Genomic DNA, 22588 nt, shown 5'->3' on the forward strand with positions numbered 1-22588 from the left:
TCTTAATTCACTCTGAACTGATGAAGCACTGTCTCCGAGAACTGATTGTTGGCATCTTGTGTTCTTACCTTCCAATAATACACCGTATCCTGTACCAGGTTGTTTACTACAGCCTCCTGCTCTTTTGTGGCGATCAACCGGGGTTGTTCTGAAGCATCTAATCCCAGAAACACCTCGTAATTAAGGTCTGCTGTGGGGGTTTCCACATCGCGACCTTCCCATTGCAAGGTCAATGAAGGCCCATCAACGACCTGCCCCATTTCCGGAAATACCAATGTTGCAGGAAAGGGAGCGTAATTACTCACCTGCTTCCCCTGGGTATAGAATACCCATACCGCACTTTTTGGGGTACTGAGATGCTCTTTATTCGAAGTCTCCACATACCACCGGTAAGGTGTACCCCTTTTCAGGGTAAGAGTCATACGCGTATCGGTAGTATTAAAGGAATAGGCATCACGAGACAATTCATCTGTAAGGTAAAGGGTATAAGTCTCTGCATTCTTAGCCGATTTCCATTCGAAATCAACCTCACAAAAGCTATTGTCAATAATAGCTCCGGGCTCACAGGGCGCACCGTCTTCGGGCAGCAATAATTGTGCTGCTGCAGGGGTCGTATCAATAGAAACGCCCTCATCATCGCCACCTTTGGAGCACGCCCATAATAAGGCTGCGAAACAAAATATCAAAGTAGTTCTTACCATCATGACTTTTTAATTTACGATCAATTTATAACGATATTTCACCCCATCGTACTGCATCTCTACTACATAAACCCCTGGGGTGAGGTTGGACACATCAACAGGCATATCGGCACCAACATCATAGCTTGATCCAAATACGCGTTCACCTGCAAGGGTAAACACGCCAACCTGTGCTTTCTCTCCGGCACCTCTTGTAACCGGAGAGGCCAGGTATACTACATTCCCGGAAGACGGATTCGGATAGAGTCCGGCATGACCGTTCACGGAGATCACCTCCTCGACTACTCCCTGACAGTTCTTATCGGTAAACACCTTCAGGTAATTATTGGTGCGTTCCAGGGGCAGGGTAAATTCCCCATTGGCACTGCTATACAGGGTACCATTCCACTCCGCATAATAGAGAGAGGCCCCCGTAGCCTTAAAAGCAAATGTCTTTCCGGAGTGATCCACCACCTTTTGTTGTACCGCAAGCTCGTGAGGTTCAGCGACCGACAGGTCATAACACTGCTGTAGCTCAGGCACTTCATCCGCAGTAATACAAACTGTATACCTTCCCTTTGACAAGGCCTCAAAAGCCACTGCTTCCGTAAAACCAAAACTTGCTCGTTCCTGCCCATAGCTGTACAGGGTAGCCGTATAATTGAGCGGTGCTACGGCTGTAATGCTAATACTTCCGTCTTCAGCATCCAAACAACTTACCGATAGCGACTGCACCGTAAAATTATCGGCAGGAAGCCCTGTATACTCACATCCGAAAGCAGTTACTGTAACTCCGGGAGGCGTATTGGGACACTGGTCTTTTTCGTTCAATATTCCGTCGTTGTCATTGTCTTCATCACAGATATCGCCAATGCCATCACCATCAACATCCTGCTGATCCGGGTTTGGAGTAAAAGGACAATTATCGTCCACGTCGGCAATACCGTCGTTATCGTCATCTTCATCACAGGGATCTCCGATACCATCATTGTCATTATCGAGCTGATCGCCGTTGGAGGTATACATACAATTGTCGAACTCATTATCGATCGTATCTCCGTCGATATCGGGATCACAAGCATCGCCAATACCGTCGCCATCAGTATCTTCCTGACTTCCGTTGGCGAGCGACGGACAATTATCTTCTGCATTCGCCACAAGATCATTGTCGTAATCAGGCTGGTCTATAAATGCCTGCAGGTCGATCTCCGTTAGGAATCCGCGTCGCCATTGATAATGAAAGTTCGTATACACCGAGGCACCAAAACCTCCATATTGCAAAAGCTTACCGTCACCTACGGGGAAAGCCTGCTTGTAGATCTCATCTTTTAGCTGGAGCACTACCTTCCCTGTTGCATCCAGAATAAAATTATCACCATAGTTATCGCCACCGACAAAATAATCGTTAAACCACACGCCATTAGGAAAGAAATAATCACTGGTAGTGCCCGGAAACTGAAAGGTATACAACAACTCAAACTGTTTGTTATACACCCACATATTTCGGAAAGGCTTCTTAATGACCACATTACCATTAGCGCTTACTTGGGTCAGAGCATCGTCATAGTTGATAACTTTGCGATATACTTCCCCGGTAAACGGATCATAGCGCTCCAGCCACTTGGTACATTGGTAGCAGGGCTCCCAGGTGTAATAAAGGTTTCCGGAGGCATCAAGCGATCCTGTCAGGTCTGTTGCCGGCATCATTACCGTATCAACCACCGAGCTCCCCTTGAGCACATAGACCTCCTTGTCGTATTCCTTTTGAATATAAGAGTACCCATCGACGGTAGCACCCAGTCCCAAAGCTACCGGCCGGGTCTTCGGGAATTGCTTCCTGAGGGTCTCCATGCCTGTTTCGGGGTTATAGCCGATCAGTTCGTGGCCAAAGAACACGCTGTTAAATTCATCGCGGGTGGTCATGCCTCTGAGCACCAAAAGATCGGTCTCTCCTTCCACAAACCCCATATAGGTACTGCTTCCGCCGGGAACCTTAAAAAGCAGGTCGCCCTGAGGGGAATATTTATAAAGAGTGTCTGTTGTATTCAGAAAAATATTGCCCGAAACATCGGTAGCTAGTGCCTTCCCACGCGAAAGGGAAACGTCAACAGTAAACTGGAGTTCCAGCTGCTTGTTGTACCCTGAGAGCTTTGTAATGGTAGGGGCTTTAGAACGTCCTCCACCGAGCGAAGTAGGCCCGGTATACTCATGGTACATCACCGCATAGCCATCGGGTACTTCTTTCACTACCGTTTCTCCGGTTCTGATGTGGGAGGTACCCTCCCCGTTAAATTCATGCTGTTGGATGGGCCCCGTTGGCGACAGGAGGGTATGGACGATATTGCGTTCACCAATAAAGTCAGAATCCTCATATTTCCGAGCCAACAACATGGAAACCTCCAAAAGTCGGTCTGTATCGAGTTTGATCACATCGTGCGGATAGAGTAGTTCGCTCACCGGGAAGGTGTTTTCTTCCTGAAGGTTTTCCTGTAATAGGCGGTGGGCAGTGTCGCTTTGCAGGGTCAGGGTGTGGTCGTTGTTCATGAGGTAGTACCCCAATTGCGGAAGCAGAAGGCTGTCGACAGGAACAGGTACCAGATCGACACCCACTGTTTCATTCTTGACCATTACGGTATCCACCTGAGGGTCTGGATGGTCATAAGCGGTATAGAGGTGAAGGTCACCATTATTACCGGTATAACTCTCCAGAATACCTACTGTACGCTGTGTGTCTGTAAGGATGTGTTGTTGCACGATACCCCCACTCTCATCCAGTTCGGTGATCGCAGATAGTGACTGGGAATAATCCTTTGATCTTGGGGTCACCAATAGCAAATGGCCGTTATCTTTTTTATAGATGGTGGTATTACCTACACCATTACCGATAAAGACATTAGATTCGAGCAGGGGATCTAAGGAAAGGGTCACCTCCAGCTCATCGTCCCTGGTAGTAGATCTTATCAGCCAGATGTATTCGACATTATCCACGAAGGTGACGTAAAAGGTGTAAAAGTGACGATCTATTTGATAGATCTTTCCGGACCAGCGGTCAAGCGCTTTCTTTCGGAAGTAGATCACCTGTCCGTAGGTGGCATCCACCTCAAAAAAATAGAGGCCCTCGCCATCGACGATCGCTGCAATATGCATAACGCCATTGTCTAGAAATAGCTCAATAGGGTTCAGATGAAACATATAATCCAGGGAGCTATCGAGGTTTTGCAGTGGTGTCTTCCAGAGCAGTTCTCCTGTGGGGGTGAACTTCCAGAGCCGCAGTGGCCCCCAGGCCGAGTTCGTTCGAGACACCCGTGAAACCACATAAATAGATTCGGAAGGGTCAATCAGAAGCTTAACCGGTGAATCATAAGAAATACCATTGGGATCACTAAAGCTGAACTCCCAAAGGAGGTTAAGCTGAGGGTCGAATTTCTGGAGGTGGAGGTCGATAAAGGTAGAATCGCGTTCGGTACCGCCAAGGGTGACGATAGCACCTGAAGGAGCTATTTCGGTAAACCAGGGTTCATCGCGGCTGGTGTGTTGATGATCGCCCCAGGAAACAGAAGTTTTAAAGCCTTCGGGGATATCAAGCTGGGCAAAGGCAAAACAGGAAGCTGCCAGAAAGAGCAGCAGGCTGAAGCAGGTGTGTTTGGTCATGGTTAGTCGATCTGAAAACGCCTGGCTCACAGGCAATCAAATCTACTAAAGAAAGTGTTTTTTGCCAAGGTTTTGATTACTATTTTCTATATTGGTGTCGCAATCAACTTACAGCGTCATGAGCGCCACCGGCAGTCTGATCACCAAATTCAACAGGGCCTTACGCCCCAGTAACCGCCGAACCTTTGGTGAGAGCCGTAGTAATGCTACCCTGAAATTCAAGGATCCTAAAAAGAAAAAAGGCACCCGGAAGACCGTTCCTGAGCTTCGGCTTAAAACCATCAAACGACAGATACAGGATCAAGCCAAAAGTGACCGCATTAAGTATTGGGTGCGGTTTACTGTGTTTATGGTGGTTATGGTGAGTTTGGCAGTGTGGGTTTTGGTGTTATTAACTTAGAAGCTTATTAAACTACTTTTTCTAATCTTTAAATAAGGTTCTCAAATAAAATTACAGGCCCAAAACTCAAGGAAATAAAACTATTACCTAAATTTGAACACCCCAGCCTTTAAACCTTCGCCAAGACCCTTATGATACCACACAACATCTCAAAAGTAGATCTTCAAAAAGCCGCAGACAAAATAATAAATGAAAGCATTCCTAAAGGAGCCCATTCAAGCACTTATGATGTGTTCTACAATGGTAAACTTCTCCCTCCAAAGCTAATTGTTTCTTACGCGAACATCTTTGCAAATGGAGAAGAGCTAGATCGCACTAGCTTTGAAGGAGGGGAAGGAACTCCGTGCTTTCAATTACTACGTGAAAACGGATTTACGATCGTAAAAAAAGATAGTGTCTACCCCCATTTGATCAACTTTCTGGAACAAACCGAAACAGACATTCTAAAAACTCAAGATTATCCCAAAACATTGAAGGGATATAAAATGCAAGTTAGCTTTGGCAAGGGAAACAAAGCTCGAATTCCATGGATATCATTCTTAAAACCTCCGAACACTACAAGCCACGGCATATATCCAGTTTACCTATATTTTAAGGAGCAACGTATTTTAATCCTTGCTTATGGAATAAGTGAAACTAATGAGCCCAATCACAGCTGGAACCTAACTCATCCGACAAGGATTTCAGACTATTTTAAAACGCAAAATCTAGGCGCTCCGGATCGCTATGGTGCTTCTTTTGTCTACAAAGTCTATGATGTAGAAAATTTGCCTGCCCCGTTAATCCTAGAAAAGGATCTTGAGCATCTTTTAAGCATTTACTCGGAAACACCTGTTTCAAAAAAAATAGAGCATGTACCCAAAGAGAAGATGCCTTTTGACATCAACTCCTTCTTAGCTGATCTAGAGTATTCCGGATTGCTTTACAGTTCTAAACTTATCAACAGGTTCGTCGCATCTTTAGGGACCAAACCATTTGTAATTCTAACCGGACTCTCTGGCTCGGGTAAGACCAAACTAGCACAATCCTTTGTGCAATGGATTTGCGCTTCTTCAGATCAATACAAAATCATTCCTGTGGGAGCCGATTGGACCAATCGGGAGCCTTTACTCGGTTACCCTAATGCACTCAACCCAAAGGAGTATGTAAAACCTGATAGCGGAGCGCTAGACATCATTCTAAGGGCTTTAAAACCTGAAAACGCGAATACCCCTCACTTTCTGATCCTTGACGAAATGAATCTGAGTCACGTGGAACGCTATTTCGCTGACTTCCTCAGCGCTATGGAATCAAAGGAAAGCATCCCTCTTTTCGCTGAAGGAAAAGTAAATAACGGAGTTCCTTCAGCTATAAAGCTACCCCCAAACCTCTTCCTTATTGGCACCGTAAATATTGATGAAACTACCAATATGTTTAGCCCGAAAGTACTTGACCGTGCAAACACCATTGAGTTCAGGGTTACAGCTGAAGAAATGATGACCTTTCTAAGCAACAGCAAGCCTATTGAAATATCAGTGCTTCAAGGCAATGGCGCTAGTATGAGCGAAAGCTTCTTGGAACTATGCAGGAAACAGGCAAGTGTTATCACCGATGCAAAAAACATCCATGAAACCCTGGTAAGATTTTTTGGCGAGTTGAAAAAAACAGGAGCAGAATTCGGCTATAGAAGTGCCTCAGAAATATTACGATTAATTGAAAAATTAGGAGAAGTAGATAACTCGCTTACAACTGAAGAGAAACTGGACTTTGCTATCATGCAGAAGTTATTGCCTAAGTTACATGGATCGCGAAGAAAACTATGCCCTATTCTTGAAACCCTGGGATCATTCTGTGTGACAGAAAAACTCGATATTTCCAAAGACATATTCGGCAACAAAGATTTCAACTTCCAGGAGGAAGCTTTGGTTAAATACCCATTGTCCCTGGAGAAAATCAGCCGGATGTACAATAGTGCAATTGATCACGGATTCGCCAGTTTCGCAGAGGCCTAATCATGACAACCCAATCAAGCATAGAAATACCTTTAGATGAGCTGAAGGAGGGCTTAATCCTGATCATCGACGCCCGAAAACGAAACACCCTCTTCGACTCATTGACAGATGCGGACCAGTATAATGAGGCCAGATTTCAAATCATTGAAGGTCACTTTTACGATTACACCTTTAACGATCCTGAGTTCCATTTCGCTGAGAGCACAAAACCAATAGTTCAGCCTCACAGCCGGTTAAAACATACAGGAGTAATTGCTCCTAACATCTATGTTGGAACCCTTAGACTACAGGTAGTCCACAAAGCAGAAAACCGGTCTCTCCATATCGAACTTGAGGTGCAGTCTGTCAAAGCCAATTACAGGCATGACTACCGCGATATGCTGGAGTTTATCACGGAGCAATGCACAGACATTCTTCTTCAGGCCAATGCCCCGGTCAGGCAGACTTTTGAAACAGATTTCACCAAAGACAGTGAAACACTTTACCAAAAATTTTCCTTTATAAAATCCATTCTAGGGTCTGATGAATTTGCAGAGTCCATTCACCGCATAGTCACTTCCCCGGTCACCCAATGGCAGGAAATTGCGGAGCAAAAAGATATTCGACGAGCAGGCAGAATCACCAATACCAACATAAGAGCGTTGCTAAGAGGAGGCAGTCGTACGCCACTATCCCAATCCCATCAATTACGGGAGCACGGACTTAATTCGCTACCTGAACGCATTTCCAGTATACGGAAAACAGATTCTGTTGATACTCCGGAAAACAGGTTTGTGAAACATGCTCTGGAAACCTTCCTGAAGTTTTGCGCTGACATTAACGCGAAATCGCAACCAGGGAGTCCCTTAAAAAGAGAGTCGGAACTCCTCATCCGGGATTTAGAGTCACAGCTTCACCATTCGATATTCAAGGAAATTTCAAGACCTCACTCTTTAAAACTAAACAGTCCTGTACTCCAACGCAAGGAGGGCTATCGCGAGGTGCTTCGCGCATGGCTTATGTTTGATCTCGCTGCAAAACTCATCTGGAGGGGTGGTGAAGACATCTACAAAGCGGGCAAAAAAGATATTGCCTCCCTCTACGAATACTGGGTGTTTTTTAAGCTCCTTGAACTATTCAAAGACCTGTTCAACATTGAACCAAAAGCGATTTCAGAACTGATAAAGACAACTTCTGATGGCCTGCATCTGGAACTAAAACAAGGGAAACAAACCGCTTTAAAAGGATTGTACAATTCGGGCTCAAGAAGATTAAAGATTCGCTTCAGCTACAACAGATCTTTTAGTGGAAAACAGCAATATCCCCAAGCAGGAAGCTGGACCACTACCCTAAGACCAGATTACACACTGTCCATTTGGCCTGAAGGAATTTCCGAAAGAGAAGCGGAACAGCAAGAGCTCATCACCCACATACATTTGGACGCTAAATACAAAGTTGCCAATCTACACGACTTTTTACCCGAGAGCAGTGATCAGCGCCTGGATGAAGAAAAAACAGAAAATAGGCAAGGTATTTACAAGAATGCCGACCTGTTAAAGATGCACGCATACAAAGACGCCATACGCCGAACGGGAGGGGCTTATGTACTATACCCCGGAGACGAAAGCCTGCGTCAAAAAGGCTTTCATGAAATCATACCCGGCTTAGGGGCCTTCCCGGTCAAGCCTTCAAAAACGGATGATGGCATCAACGAATTAAGGAGTTTTATCCTGGAGGTTATTGAACATTTCACCAACAGAAACTCCCAAAGAGAAAAAGTATCTTACCGAACCTATGATATCCATAGAAATCCACCGTCATCCAATAATGAAATAAAAGAACCACTCCCCGAAGCGTATAATGAGAATCGCAGCCTGATTCCTGATGAAACCTTTGTTTTGGTTGGGTACTATCAATCTGATGAACATTTACAATGGATTAAATCCAATAAACTTTACAATCTGCGGTTAGGTTTAATCAAGGGTTCACTTCGTTTAAATCCGCAAACCTTGGGTGCTAAATATCTCTTATTACACACCAAAGGCGATAAACGTTCGGGTGAACTGTGGCGAATCTCAGGAGATGGACCCAAGGTATTCTCAAAAAGGGATATGATGAAAAAGAAGTATCCTAAGGAAGAATCAAAGATCAGGGAGAATTATTTAATTTATGAAATTGAAGAGGTTTTAGATCCGGAGTTCTCAAGATTAGAATGGGACTTTAAAAACCTTAAAAACTACCCATCAGGCCGTGGTTCTGCCCTTCCATTCACTGCCACGCTTTCAGAATTGATGAAGCATGTAACTGACTAAAAAGTTTACAAACCAGAAGGCTCTTCAATATTATGCTTTCGTTCTTCAAGAAATCATATAAGGGTTAATTACTTAACCTTTTGCTCCTGCAAATACACTGCAGCCCTCCCTTCTAAACTTGCATGAAATCTATGTTATATGCGAGTTCTTATTTATGCCATCATTCTGATCTTACTTTCCATCATTATGACGTCCTGTACGCCGGAACCTACAGCCGCCCTGGACGCCCTATACGCCCCTGCTGCCCATGGCGGTGATGATGGCAACCTGGAGGAAGATCCGGATGCGTGATCATACCATTAAAAAGCACCAATAACATCAATAACTATCACCGCATGAGTAAATCAAAAAAACGTCCTTCCGGCCTAAGTGTTTTCACCTCCCTGTTCATCGTTATAGCGGTCATCGCCTTGGTCTGCCACATTGCTATCAACGGATTTGATCCGGTCGATCTGGCACTAACCTTTTTAAAGTGGGCAGGCATTATTATCCTGGCCCTGATCGCACTCATTTTCTATATTTTTTACCTTGATGCAAAATCACCACCTAAACCGATCGAGAAATCCCCACCACCCTTTGAACCGGATGAAAGGCACTATCCTGAATTCCCCTGGGAGGATGTGTTTGACAGCTATCGGCCTATCGAAAAACCAGGGCGTATTGAGCACCCAAAGCCATGCCCGAAATGCCATAAAAACGGTGAAAACCTGATATGGACCGATTTCAGTAGTCCGCCATGGACATGGGAGAATATGTGCGGCAGAGGCGGCCCTTTATCACTGTGTGCCGATTGTAGGGTACAAGTACAGTTTGTATGTGAAGTGATGAACTAGAATGCCAGGGTCATCCAACAACATGATAGCATCTTGATACAATTGATTTTCAAGACTGTTAAGGCCTACTGAGTGAAACTCACAACAAAACCTTGGCAGTATCCTGAACTTTCCGGAAATTCAATACGCAATAACCTTTTCATTATGCGCACACTTCTTTTCATTGCCCTGTGCATGCTACCCCTGCTCACCTATTCAGAATTTAACGCAGGGGCATCAGTTCAGGAACCCACGAGCGGTCCTGAACACCAATATTACCCAATTAAAAAGTTCGTAGACGGAGACACTTTTTGGATTGACAATGGGACGGAAAAAGGTGAAAAGATCAGACTTATTGGGATCGACGCCCCGGAATCCCGAAACATGTTCAACATAAAAAAAGAAGCATTCGGGAAAGAATCTTCCGATTATGTAAAGCAACTGCTCCAAGGAAAAAAGGTCCGACTGGAATACGATGTGGATAGAACTGATCGCTACGGACGAACCCTGGCGTATGTGTATCTGGAAGACGGTACTTTTTTAAATGCACACATGGTACAGCAAGGGTACGCAATGGTTTATACAGTCCCGCCTAATGTGAAGTATGCGGAGTTGTTCCTGAAACTTCAGAGAAAGGCGAGAGAGAATGAGGCAGGATTGTGGGGGTCTTATGAGTGACATTATGGAAATCCTCAATGGCGCATCACGGAATAAGTATTATCTTACATTTCATAAATTAACATTACCCAATCAACCACCATGGAAGTTATCATATTCCAATTAGGCGTTTTTGCTGCCATCTTTATAGGAGCTCTTTTTGGAAGAGGCGGCCGAAACCTAGCCATCATTGCATTATCAATTTTTACCATTGTCATGGTTTTTACCACATGGCTTATGATCCTGCAATTTATTACCATTTATATGGCTTACGAATTTACCGAAGGAATTCTTGACCGAATGGAAACCACCGCTTCAGATAATCAAAATCACACTTTCAAAGAAAACAATCAAAAGAGTCACCAACAGCCAAATCCATATCCTGGTTATGAAAATTCCAGCTTTGTTAAAGGTAGAGCAGTAACACGGAAGTCAGTTGAGAGAATTCTTGAAGAAGCAAATAGAAGTAAAGCGGTTGACGATGTAGTTAAAAATTTCCCAGATCTTTTGGCAGGTGCCTTGAATAATTCAGTTTACGACAAGAATGAAAACCCCAACCTGAAAACTAAATCTACCTTTAATACAAAAAGGAAGAATCCGAATGAGCTTGCCATTAAGCATATCCGGAAACTTTATAAAAATGATCCAGAAAAGGGCGAAGAGATCATACGAAACAGGTATGGCAAGGTAAATTTCTAAATGTTATGAACACTCTAAGCCTTACCACAAGTCAGCAAAACGAATTCGCTCGTATCTTTGAAGAATTAAAGTTTGCACTGAAGCATGCTTATACCAAAGAGAGCTTGGTCATATTATGTTATAAGTTGGCTTTAGAACCTGCTCATGACACCGCGGTATCAAAGGCCAGGTCAATGAAAAGCTTAGGTAAAGGGTTAATTCACTTTTCAAAAAGAACAGTCAGAGTTACTCAGGAAAAGCTCACAAAATACCAGAACAATGGGTGGAACAAGGAGTTCAAAAGTGACTTTAATTATCTCAATAAAAAACTCCACGATTCACCAGCGTACCTCTCCAAACAATATGATCGCATTAGCAGTAGTGCCAATACCTTATTAGTCGAATTACGAAATAAGTCGAAGGAAGAACTCATCGAAATGATCTGCGTGGCTGTCTTAGCAGTCCTGATCTTCTTTGCCTCTGCTGGTGGGTAGGATCTGGAAGGAGGTATTCCAGATTCAGACCTCAATCTCGGGATAGGTGTACACAGGCATATTCTTAGCCACTCCATTATCACTGGATTGATCGTAGAATTCGTTATGCGTTCCGGCATTGGATTAATTCAACAGACCTATGATCATCTTCCTGAAGAGCATCATCCATTTTGGGACAAGGCTTATTACTACATCAATAAGCACAAGGGTATTGCCATAGGTGCCATGTGGGCCGGATTGAGTGCGCATCTCTTAAAAGACTCCGGTATATTTGGACATGGAGTTAAACCCTACACTGGAATCCCTTTTGAAATGAGTATGGAAACGCATCAGGGCGTTTTTGCTGCCAATGGAATTGCCTCTTCTTTGTTTACATTGAGCAAGAACAAACCCTAAGATAGTCGGGTTTTAGAACTTCTCTCCCGAACCTCTAAGTCTATTTTTGATACGTCATCTCGATCCAAAACGTCAGAGTCGGTAGTAAATTCCATATGGATATAGTCGAAAACATCGTTATCCAAAGCTTCACGAAAAGAGCTGTAAGGACCGTAGCATTCCTCTTCAGTGATTACCAGAAACCAGCCCTTGTACTCATTGATACCGACCCAGCCACTGGCGCCGGGGAAATCTCCATCTAGGTCCAGTGACAAATGATTGGTTCCGTATTCTATGAATTCCTCGTGTTCGGGTGCATTTTGCATAAGTATTGGGTTTTAAATGACTAATTACATCACAAATGTCTTTATTTACTGTGCAGCTTATTTGCACTAACCAAAAGTTAATAGAAAAACCCGCTTAAAAACGCTTTTGTTTTAAGCCTTATGCGTGCATTTCTCATCTGCATTGAATTAATCAATCACAAATAATAGATTCAATAATTACATGTTCGTTCTTTGATCCTATATAAACTTCACTTCCTACGGTCTTACCTAATATCGCCTTAGCCACCGGAGCATCAAGGGCAACATAATTTAACTCCCCCTCTCGCTTTTTCTTCGAAGAGTATTTACGTTCTACGATTTTTATATTTACCCACCTATGATAATCCTTGTAAAAGAGCTTAACTTCACAATTTTGCTTAACAACCAATTCTCTGGGCTCCAGTTCATTTTGACTACCCTTCGTTTCGGATGAGTCCATTTCATTGTCAAGCCCCAATAATTTTATTTCATCTTTAACGTAAGCTTGATCAATTTTATACCCCATAGCCGTAAGGTGATTGCAATTCAACTTCTCGACACCATGTTGTTCAGATTTACTTATTTTTCGATAATCTATATCAGAAAAGGACACGTGGACGACTTTATCGCCCAGATGGGAGAGGGTTCGACGAGACTCTAATAGTCTTGTGCTATGGGTTTTAAAATAAACCTCTCCTTGATAAGCATACTTAATTCCGATAACCCCCTCTGCCTTATAACTTAAGATGCGTTTTAACCCTATTGGTTTTCCTAAATACAAGGCATTCTTAACTCCTACTTCCTTTTCAAATAGGGCCTTCATAGCCACCTTGTTGATTTGTCCATTCTCAAAACACAGTAAGAGAAAACCATGTTCCCAGTTCGACTTTAACTTTATCTTCTTCCTGGCGTTCTTAGCCTGATGCTCATAGTGGGTAAACTTATATTTCCCATTCCCGAAGTAGTTAAAATACCTTATTTCTGTAATCGATCCCGCACCAATACGATCCCTTTGCTCTTCTTTGTTGGCATTCTTTACTGGTTTTGGCTTATCCTCCTTTATACGATCCTCCCTTTCGATCACTGAGCCAAGAAAGGCACTCAACGGATCAAAAAGCGTAGGATCTTCCTGGCGAGGCTGAGATTGCATAGGATCTTTTCGCTTAGATTGCTCCTTCGCTTCAGATGACAAATCAACCTGGTCATCAGACGGCTCCTCCAAAGATGCATTCAGGTCAGAAACGATCTCGGTATTTGGCTCTTGAACCACTTGCAAAAAATTCCCCTCTTCGGGTTTTTCGATTTTTTCCAATAATTCCCACAGGGGTGCCATGGCCTTTTCCCGGTCCACATAGAAGGCATAGCCGCGAACCCGGAAGAACTGCCATCCACAACGCTCAAGCACCTTCTGTCGCATCATGTCACTTTGATACTTTTCCGGCCCATGCCAGCGATCGCCATCACATTCCACGGCCAGTTTGGTGCCATTAGGTAACACTATTGCCAGGTCGATAAAGTACATCCCATTGGCAACACTGTATTGAGGGATTACCGAATAGCCCTTAGCTACGATTTCGTTGTATACATGTACTTCAAACCAACTGTCAAAGGGGTTTGGAGGTGCTTCTTCTGATTGTTGTATTGGAGTATTAATAATCACGTCTTCCCGCGGACCATCCATAAAATGCCGTAATAACTTATACCGTAGATCCTCCTGATTTCCTAAATGATCAATTGTTACCGAGTGAAACAACCACATCTGCTCCTTTGCCCGACTCGCAGCCACATTAAATCTTCGTTTATCAGCGTCTGAAGAAAGCGCCCTTCTATTATGGTCATGCGCAGTTACCAGACTTAAGAACATGATATCGCGTTCATCCCCCTGAAAGGATGCCGAATTACCACAAACGATATTACGCTCCTGATAAGCCACCTCACCTATTTCCTGAATGAGAAGATGATCAATAAGCTTTGCCTGCTCATTCCCCTGTAAACAGATCACCCCAAAGGTCTTCCCTTCGTAGGCATCATCATCAATGAGTTCTTTGATCTTATCTACAATGGCTTGTGCTTCTGGCCTGTTGGTAATATTCGACCTTGATCCCGTTACATGCCCGTTTTCACAATACACACTTCGTAGGGGCTCTAATCGATTTTGGCTGTATTGTTTTAACGCATACAACGGCTTATTCTCAGGGGCATAAAAGTGTCTGTTGGAGAATTCAATAATTTCAGGCATACAGCGAAAATGCTCCCGTAAGACGGTCATTCCCCGACAAAAAGCGTGGGCATGATCAAAAAAGCTGAAATCGACGTTGTAATAATTCGAATAAGGAATATCGCTGAGATGATCCTTGATAAAAGGTTCCATGGTATCGTGACTCACCCCTACATATTCCGGAGAGGTTTGCTTGTCGTCTCCTACAATAATTATTTTTTTAGCGAGGAAAAACAATAAAATAGCATCGGGACCAAGCTGACTCGCCTCATCAACGATAATATAATCGTACAGCCCTTGTTGTGGGGTTACTGTTTCCACCACTTTATAAAGCGGCATGATCCAACACGGCACAGCCTCACGGCATTTTGGCATCTCTTTTTGAGCTTCCTTTCGGAACCTTAAAGCACGTTTTCCTCTGCCGGTCTTCCCAATTCTGCTCACTGCCTGAGACCACCGGGTAAGGCTTTGGCTCAATGCTGGTTTTTTACTTACCGTTTCTATAATACCCAACCATGATTTTATAGAAGCAAGTTTGGAGATCGTATCCTTTATCTTCAGCTCGATGGTTCGAATCTCACCCTCAATCACCGCACTCGGATTCGAAGCCGAGTAGTCCTCCACAAAGTTTTTGGCGTGGTTATGCAATATGGCATCACCCAATTCATCCTGATATTGTTGTGTATATGCTCCTTTTTCAATTAATCCGATTAGGGAAGGTGTCTGTTCTTTAATTTGGTCCTTGTCGTTCTTATAATTATCCCATTGCTCCTGGTGCTCTTCAAGTCCCTCCACTTCTTCAAGCAATGTCACGTAGGTATCCTTATCAAAATTATTTATCGCGCTAATGAGTTCATGTCTGATCTCATGTTCAACCTCTTCATTTAAATACTTAAGCACATCTTTTACAATGCTGTCAAACTTTTTCTTTTTCTCCTTAATATTGCTGTAATCCAATGCGAAAAGAACTTCATCTACATCCCCTACATTCCATGTATTAAAGGTAATCGCAGATGCATATTCAATTGCCTGCTTTCGTTTATTGGCCTCCCTAAGCACTTCAAGAAGTGCGCTAAGTTTAGCACAGAGGTCATCAAAGAAGCCTATAACCTGATGAGGCAATTTATCTTCGGGGTATTTAGACCATGCCTCCTTTAATTCCTGAAGATCCATTTTGATCTCCAAATCCTTTAACACAGCCTCAAATTCTTCAGTAGTATCGCAGGGGCTTCCATTGACCTTAACCTCTTTGATAAAGTACAGCCGTTCTTTAATTTCCGAAGGCCAGAATAACCGGTTCAGCTTAAAGCTTATCCCTTCAAAAGAATTCCCCTTTTTAAGATGCTGATACAACTTCATGGCATCTTGCTTTAGGTGCAGCAGCTTTCGTCCCTTAGGGTATTCGATATCTGTATTTCGATAAAAATCCTTAACCTCAAGATTTTTAAGGCGATCCAAAGGTTCTTGTAAATCCTTAAGTTTATTTTGCCATAACTTGAATTTGCCTTTTGCAATATCTTCAAGCACCTCATCCTTAAAACTCAGATACAGGGATGAAATTTGTTCCACATACTTCCGGAATTCCTCCAGCATCTCGATCAGGTCTTCCTTTTTATCAGCGGGAATATCATAATTAGCAACCTTGTCGGGATCTACCTCCTCAAGATGCTGATTACATTTTATATAATCGGAAAACTGCCTTTTGGTAAGCAGTTGAAAGGACTCCGGAATCGACCTTTTCAGGTTATCAAAGCCTATGGCATCTAACTCCTTATGTAACTCCCAAAAATCAGCTACTTTTTGAACCAATCCTTCGGGTGCATCGCTAGCGTAGGTGTCAGTAAACCATGAAAACTGTTCCCGCTCCTTTTCCAGCGTTTGGGCAATATCAGCGAGCTTACCCTCGTACTTTTGATTGATTGAAAATTCTCTTATAGAGTCTTCCTTAAGAGTGACCAATCGATTATTCTTTCGCGCCAAAGATTGTTTTAACTGCTCCAATTCAGCCTCAAGGTTCAAAATGCTTTTCTTATATTCTGAAACGCTGGCTCTTGAAATGGTATCCTGTATGGTGCTTACACTAGACTTCAAATCCAGCACCGAATCGCTATCGCCTCCCAGTAAATTCACGGAAAGCGGTTTAAAGTCATCGGGGAGCTTTTCCTTTAGGACTTCCAGCGCCCTTTTAGTATAGGCCGTAACTAAAACCTTATTATTTTCGGCCAGCAAATGACAAATAATGTTGGCAATGGTGTGTGACTTACCTGTTCCGGGAGGCCCTTGGACCAAAACCTTATCATGTATCAATGCTTTCTCGATAATCTCCCGCTGTTCGTCGTTGTATTCCAGGGGAAAATAAATGGTTTTATCTGCAATTGCATTGGCAAAGGCCTCATCAAAGTGTGGATTACCCCCCTCTGCTACTTTGGGATCTTTATAAATGATATCGTTTAGAATCGGGATATTCAGATCGTCTTCAGCAGCTTCCAGATTAGCAATAACACCCTCGAAAAAAGCCGTATAACTCCGCGTATTGCGCTTTCGTAAAATAATTGAAGGCGTATAACTTATGGCCGGAGTAGCACTGACTCTTTGTGGAAGATTAATCGTATGCGTATAAGTCCCATCAGAAGCCACCCGCTCTATAAACTTCTTTAGTTCTTCTTCGGGGATCTTAAAAATATCACCCGATTCCAAATCAGCAATAGCCTTCCCAAGTAGTTTCTCAGCCTCAAGCAGGGGCTCCGTTGGAAAAAGCTCTTCAAGATCCTTAATGGCCTCGGTTTCTATCTGAATTTCCGCTTCCGACAGGGGTTCAAGAACGATTTGAGAACGCCCTAATTTATGTTCATATCTCAGGTTGGCCTTTTGAGTAAGAATAGGCCTGTAAATCTTGTGGTGATCGGGACCTTTCTTGTAGTGCAGTAATCCAAGGCCCACAATGAGTTCATACTCTTCCCCAAACTTTTCAAACAAATTAGCCGTTTTGAATAAGTCGGCATAAAATTTATCTACAATCTCGTATTGCTTTCTATCTGCCAGGTACTGGAATACCTCTTGAGCGAAATCATATGCAATATCCTGCCACCTGCCCTCCTTGAAATCCTCAAAAGCCGCTTCAACTTCGGGATGATCCTCTAGCAATTCTCTCCTATTGCCCGTGGCTCGCAACTCCGACTTAATCTTCAATTCAGGAAATTCATTAAACAGGGCAAGATTATCAATCCAAGGTTCTAAAACCTTAGGTAATCCGCCAATTTTTGGCACCGCCGGAGGGGTCGGTTTTTTTATTTTCAGCCAGGTGTCATCAGTCTGCTCCTCATCGCCCAACACAACGTTGGCTATGCTGTCATCATCCGGAAACTCATGAAACCAAAGGGTTTTGGAATAGGTGGTAGCGTTTGTGATATCTCTTACCACCTTCGACCTCAGGTTAGAGAATTCCTTGAGGTATTTAAATATTTTTACGTACTTCTCCTTATTCGTCATTACACTATCAGGAATAGGTTTTCAATCTCATTTATGCTTCACAAAAGTCACCTCTGTGCCTTTACACCTTCTTCGTTCCTGTAGGTATTCACCGACATCAAACAGGCCTCCGGTTTTTTGCCAGATATCGAGACCACGGCCAAGGACAATTTTCCAGCCGTTATTCATGGTGATGGAGCGGTCGTGAATAGTATCGTCAAATTCGAAGGTAAAGTTGATGCCCAGGACTTCCATAGACTGGCCCATCTCTTCAAAAGATTCCTGGGCCTTATCCCGGTACTCTTCATCACTGGAAGTGACGAGATGAAGCTTAATCTCATGTCCTGGTTCCTTCTTCTCAGAAATGAGTTTGACGAACTCCATAAAATTACGCATTTGATATGGGAAACGAATGTATGGGTCGACCAAAGTATAGTCTGTTGCGCCAAGAAGATAAGCCCCGATCAAATTGTCGTAAGAGATCCCTGTCTGATTGTCGTGCACCAGTTTTTGACCTTCCTTTAATATTAAAGGTTCATCGGGTTCTGACGGAACAACTTCCTCTTTCTTTTCTTCCGCAGGAACAGGGGTAAACACCGCAGGCCTTGGGTTTCCAAATTCGATCTCCTCGAGGGTTTCCACCTCTACGCGTCTTCCGGTAGACTTTACCGTATAACTAAAATCGACCGCCTCAAAAGTCTCGTCCATCTTCTGGAGTTGCTCTTTAACCCGCTTCCGGTTTTCAATGGCAAAATCCAGCAGTTCTTTAGCTTCGGCTTCCGTCATATTCCCACCGGGATAGATCACCTTGGCCAGGCCGGAGAAAGTTTTGGTAATCGACGTTTTATCCCGGGTAGTAATACTATCCGACAGCTCAAAGAATTCAGCATAGTCGTGATTCCGGTCTTCCTTGCGCTGTTCTTTCAACACCTCTGCAAGGTAGTCTACAATAAAGCCGTAATCGGAGGTGAACATCTCATTACGCAGCTTCTGCACTTCCCATCCGGGAAGGTAGGCGTGGATACGATCCAGAAAGGCCGTATCGTAATAATCACGCGGCAAGGCATCAAAAAGGTTGGAGTGCTTCAGCATATAAGGCACCGAGTGGTCGGTATTCCCCACAAACACCATAGAAGCCGACGCCCCATAGATCTGGGTACCCCTGGAGAAGGACTTATTGGCCATATAGTTCTTCATGATATCCACGAGTCCGCGGTCGGCCTTTTTGGTTTTTCCTGCAAACTCATCATAGGCCACCACATCCCAATACCCTACCAGGCCGATATTGCCTGTACTATTATTCACAAAGAGTTTGGCCTTAGACACCTCCCCCCCTGAAATCAGGATGCCATGGGGTGACATCTCCGAATAAATATGCGATTTCCCGGTTCCCTTAGGGCCGAGTTCTATCAGGTTATAATTGTTTTCTACAAAGGGCACCAGACGGGTAAGCTGAAGCAGTTTGGACCGATCGGTAAACTCCTCCGGATTCAATCCGATGGATTGCAGCAGGACATCTATCCACTCTTCTTTTGAAAAGCCTTGTCTGGCCTGCTTGTACTCATCGACATCCACATTTGAGATCTGTATGGGCTTCAGGGATTCAATCACCCAGGGCGAACTGTGGTTATCATCATTCGAGAAATACCCTATCGTAAGTATGCACCATACCCCACCGGATAGCAGCTTTTGGTGTGCCTTTACAATCTCTTCGCCTATGGGGATCTTATTGAGCCCAAGATTCGCAAAACTGGCTTCATAGCGGTCCAGCTTATCATTGAGTTGTACCGCGATCTTATCAATAATACGGTGGGAGCCACGTTCCCTTATGGTCGATTTGATGATCTGCGCCTCGTCCCGGTGTACAAAGTGTTTTGCGATAATGCTTTTTACCGTTTCCACCCCCTCTTTAATGGTCTCCTCATCGTCGGTGGCGCAGTACTGCCCAAGCAGGTATTCCAATACGTATGTAGGTACAATGGCGTTCCCCTTAACCAGCTTGGTCAGGTCTTTACGCACTACTTTCCCTTCAAAATACCTGTTGAGTTTGGTGTCTAATGCCTTCATGAATTAAAAATCGTCAAAATCGTTGGTGAATGAGATGCTAAGCGTAAACGGGAAGGATTTATACGCCTTCCATTTGGAGGTGCCTTCTACGGATTCTTCAAGTTTCAGATGCACTCTTTGGTTCTTATACTTACCACTGGCTATGGCCATAAGCTGAAAACGATGCTTCACTTCCCGTTGCCGTTCAGTGCCTTCCTCAATATCAAAATTGTACTGAAACTGATCGCTCAATACGGTGTCATCGTCGGCATAAATGGCCGCACGGATCGTTCTGGGCAGGACCTTCTCAGAGATCAGATCACTCTGCAGGAAAGACACCGGCATGATATTGGTCGTGATTTTGTCGGTGGTTTTTATAATATCAATATCGACCTTAGTCACCGTATCCTTTTTCTTTTTATTGAGCTTAATCACGGGGACTACGATCTCCTGAGGCGAAGTACCTCCATGTACGAAACGGGAACCTGCCCCTTTTACCCGGAAGCGGTTAACCGATTTCGGGAAGAGCACTTCAGCTTCCCCTGCCAACCCGACCTGAGACGCTGAGAATTCCTTGGTAGAATTTTCTCCTTTAAGCCCTTTCCCCAATACAAAACGCCTGTTCTCTTTCCAGCAATCACCTTTGTATTCCGAAAGGGTAAAATCACTTTCCTCCAAAGCCATATGCTGATACAGGAATCCATGATCTGCCGTCACGAGGATGTTCGAGCCATTCACATTCATCACCTTTTTCACCACCTCCTTGAGGTGTTCGAACTCCTTTTCTACCGCTTCAAATACTTTCTGTTCAGAAATCTTATCATCGCCGGTTTTATCAATGGTATTGTGATAGATATAGATCAAGTCGTGCTCCTTGGCAAAAGTCCGTCCTTCAGATTTTGTTGGCATACTAAGAAAATCTTCAGCGGAGATCGCTGTAGACCGCACCCCGGAATTGGCTTCGAGGACTTTTTTGCGGTTTGGGGTGCCCGAAGTTGGCATCCCATCGGCCAGCACCTGATCGGTGCCCTCCTGCCAGCTGAGCTCTTTATGAGGCAACAAAGCAGCCATTCCCATCTGGGTGTAAGAGGGCACTGCACTTACCATATAATCCAGCTCGGCTTCTAAACGCTGAGCCCCCTGAAACTGCAAATAGAGCTCCTGAGCGCATTCATAACGCAGGGCGTCAGAGATGATTACAAACAACCGCTGATCCTGATTCAGATAAGGCTTTACGCGTGTGTCAAAAAATTTATGCTGACTGTTTAAGTTATCCGCCGGCCATGCTGTGAGGGTGTCTATCGATTTTTGCCATTGGTCGTTATAAGGGAGGAGCCAGTCATTGGCATACATTTTCCCCACCTTTTCCGTGAGGGCTGTAAGAAGGGGGTGTTGCTGACTATTACGCCAGAATACAATGTATTTACGATAATACTGATCGATAAGGTAGAAGGTGTCTGCATATCGCTTAAGGCCTTCTTCCATATCTTTAAAAGCCACCTCCTGCCAGGTGCGAATAACTGCTATCAGGGCAGAAGCATGGGACAACGCCTGATATAAATCGGCATATTTTGCATACCAAAACTTATTCTCGCGTTGTTTTACGTATAGCTGCAATTTATCGTCGGATATCTCTCCAGTACTAAGCAAGGCAGCGAGTTCGACAATGATTTTCTGCTCGGTGAGCTCGAAAAGGTCATTATCCATAATATCGGTGAGCTTTGCCTGTTGCAACATGGCTTCTACGCCAAGGTCTTCGGCTATTTTCCCGGACACTTCCTTAAAGCCTTCTTTGAATGCCACCGAATCTTTCCAGAGCTTCAGCATTAAACCCGCCTCTAGGGAAAGGTTGTGATTTTTTCCTTCACTAAAGTTATGCTCAAATACCTCCAGCATCAATTCATAGATCGAGCGGTTTTCGTCCTCCGCATTAAACTTAGCGGCGATCTGCTTCCAGTAAAAATCCTTGAGGTTATAGCGTTCGAGTTCCTTATCATACGTATCGTCGCCACCAACCGCTGCCACCACATGAGTTTGCAGGTAGTTATTGAGGTTAATATGGTCACTTTTAAAAAGTACTGCCAACATCTTAGAGCGGATCTCGTTTTCAGGATCATCCTTCCCGAGGATGTCTTTTAATTTTTTGCGGCGGTCTTTAGCCTTAAAAAATTCGAGGTGCTTACTCATAAACTCCTTCAGGTGATAGCCCAACCCTAACTCTTGCAGGTATAAGGCCTCCTGATCGGTAAAGAACACATCATGTGCCAGTTCAAGGTCCAGCAGCCAGTTGTCTTCATGCGCCGGTACGGGATAGCCCAGATACAAAAGGAAACGCCCATCCGGGGCCTCCCGAAGCACTTTGTGTTTTACCTCAAATTCATTCCCCTCTACAGCGATCTTCTCCACACCGTCCAGTACGAGTTCTTCAAAAAAAGAGGCAAACTCCTTTTTTTCGTCATACCAAAACACCAGGCGGTGTTTATCAAATTTCTGCAGGATGGCGCTTTTTATGTTTTCCACGT

At 44.0% G+C, this 22588-nt stretch carries 15 protein-coding genes; 9 read left to right on the forward strand and 6 right to left on the reverse strand.

Annotated features, from left to right (window positions below; genetic code table 11):
- Positions 1 to 2: 2 nt before the first annotated feature.
- Positions 3 to 704 (reverse strand): fibronectin type III domain-containing protein, encoded by a 702-nt coding sequence (locus IS446_RS01010; protein WP_203057357.1) that lies wholly within the window; start codon positions 702 to 704, stop codon positions 3 to 5.
- 6 nt (positions 705 to 710) lie between these two features.
- Positions 711 to 4331 (reverse strand): thrombospondin type 3 repeat-containing protein, encoded by a 3621-nt coding sequence (locus tag IS446_RS01015; RefSeq protein WP_203057366.1) that lies wholly within the window; start codon positions 4329 to 4331, stop codon positions 711 to 713.
- Between the two features lie 118 nt (positions 4332 to 4449).
- Between IS446_RS01015 and IS446_RS01020 the strand changes: the two genes are divergently transcribed.
- From IS446_RS01020 to IS446_RS01060, 9 genes are all read left to right on the forward strand, one after another.
- Positions 4450 to 4731, forward strand: a complete 282-nt coding sequence (locus IS446_RS01020; RefSeq protein WP_203057368.1) for a hypothetical protein — start codon at positions 4450 to 4452, stop codon at positions 4729 to 4731.
- 131 nt (positions 4732 to 4862) lie between these two features.
- Positions 4863 to 6722: an McrB family protein gene (locus IS446_RS01025; RefSeq protein ID WP_203057370.1), complete on the forward strand. Its 1860-nt coding sequence runs from the start codon at positions 4863 to 4865 to the stop codon at positions 6720 to 6722.
- 2 nt (positions 6723 to 6724) lie between these two features.
- On the forward strand, positions 6725 to 9013 hold the full coding sequence (locus IS446_RS01030) for a DUF2357 domain-containing protein (RefSeq protein WP_203057372.1): 2289 nt from the start codon (positions 6725 to 6727) through the stop codon (positions 9011 to 9013).
- A 138-nt stretch (positions 9014 to 9151) separates the two neighbouring features.
- On the forward strand, positions 9152 to 9304 hold the full coding sequence (locus IS446_RS01035) for a hypothetical protein (protein ID WP_203057374.1): 153 nt from the start codon (positions 9152 to 9154) through the stop codon (positions 9302 to 9304).
- 44 nt (positions 9305 to 9348) lie between these two features.
- Entirely contained in the window at positions 9349 to 9846 is a 498-nt protein-coding gene (locus tag IS446_RS01040; protein WP_203057383.1) for a hypothetical protein, read from the forward strand.
- 144 nt (positions 9847 to 9990) lie between these two features.
- Positions 9991 to 10503: a thermonuclease family protein gene (locus tag IS446_RS01045; RefSeq protein WP_203057393.1), complete on the forward strand. Its 513-nt coding sequence runs from the start codon at positions 9991 to 9993 to the stop codon at positions 10501 to 10503.
- Positions 10504 to 10584: 81 nt separating this feature from the next.
- Positions 10585 to 11181, forward strand: coding sequence for a hypothetical protein (locus tag IS446_RS01050; RefSeq protein WP_203057395.1), 597 nt, complete (start codon positions 10585 to 10587; stop codon positions 11179 to 11181).
- 5 nt (positions 11182 to 11186) lie between these two features.
- Positions 11187 to 11654, forward strand: a complete 468-nt coding sequence (locus tag IS446_RS01055; RefSeq protein ID WP_203057397.1) for a hypothetical protein — start codon at positions 11187 to 11189, stop codon at positions 11652 to 11654.
- 87 nt (positions 11655 to 11741) lie between these two features.
- Positions 11742 to 12050, forward strand: a complete 309-nt coding sequence (locus IS446_RS01060) for a hypothetical protein (protein WP_203057399.1) — start codon at positions 11742 to 11744, stop codon at positions 12048 to 12050.
- Here IS446_RS01060 and IS446_RS01065 read toward each other — a convergent pair.
- The 4 genes from IS446_RS01065 to pglZ form a co-directional block, all read right to left on the reverse strand.
- Positions 12047 to 12355: a hypothetical protein gene (locus tag IS446_RS01065; protein WP_203057401.1), complete on the reverse strand. Its 309-nt coding sequence runs from the start codon at positions 12353 to 12355 to the stop codon at positions 12047 to 12049. The genes IS446_RS01060 and IS446_RS01065 overlap by 4 nt on opposite strands.
- A gap of 151 nt (positions 12356 to 12506) precedes the next feature.
- Positions 12507 to 17885 carry an AAA domain-containing protein gene (locus IS446_RS01070; RefSeq protein WP_203057403.1) on the reverse strand — a complete coding sequence of 1793 codons (5379 nt, stop codon included), beginning with the start codon at positions 17883 to 17885 and terminating at the stop codon, positions 12507 to 12509.
- Positions 17886 to 18068: 183 nt separating this feature from the next.
- Entirely contained in the window at positions 18069 to 20087 is a 2019-nt protein-coding gene (gene brxL, locus IS446_RS01075; RefSeq protein ID WP_203057414.1) for a BREX system Lon protease-like protein BrxL, read from the reverse strand.
- A gap of 3 nt (positions 20088 to 20090) precedes the next feature.
- Complete coding sequence (gene pglZ / locus IS446_RS01080; protein ID WP_203057424.1) at positions 20091 to 22586, reverse strand: BREX-1 system phosphatase PglZ type A; 2496 nt, start codon at positions 22584 to 22586, stop codon at positions 20091 to 20093.
- Positions 22587 to 22588: the final 2 nt, after the last annotated feature.

The sequence above is a fragment of the Robertkochia sediminum genome, assembly GCF_016786255.1.
Classification (GTDB): Bacteria; Bacteroidota; Bacteroidia; order Flavobacteriales; family Flavobacteriaceae; genus Robertkochia; species Robertkochia sediminum.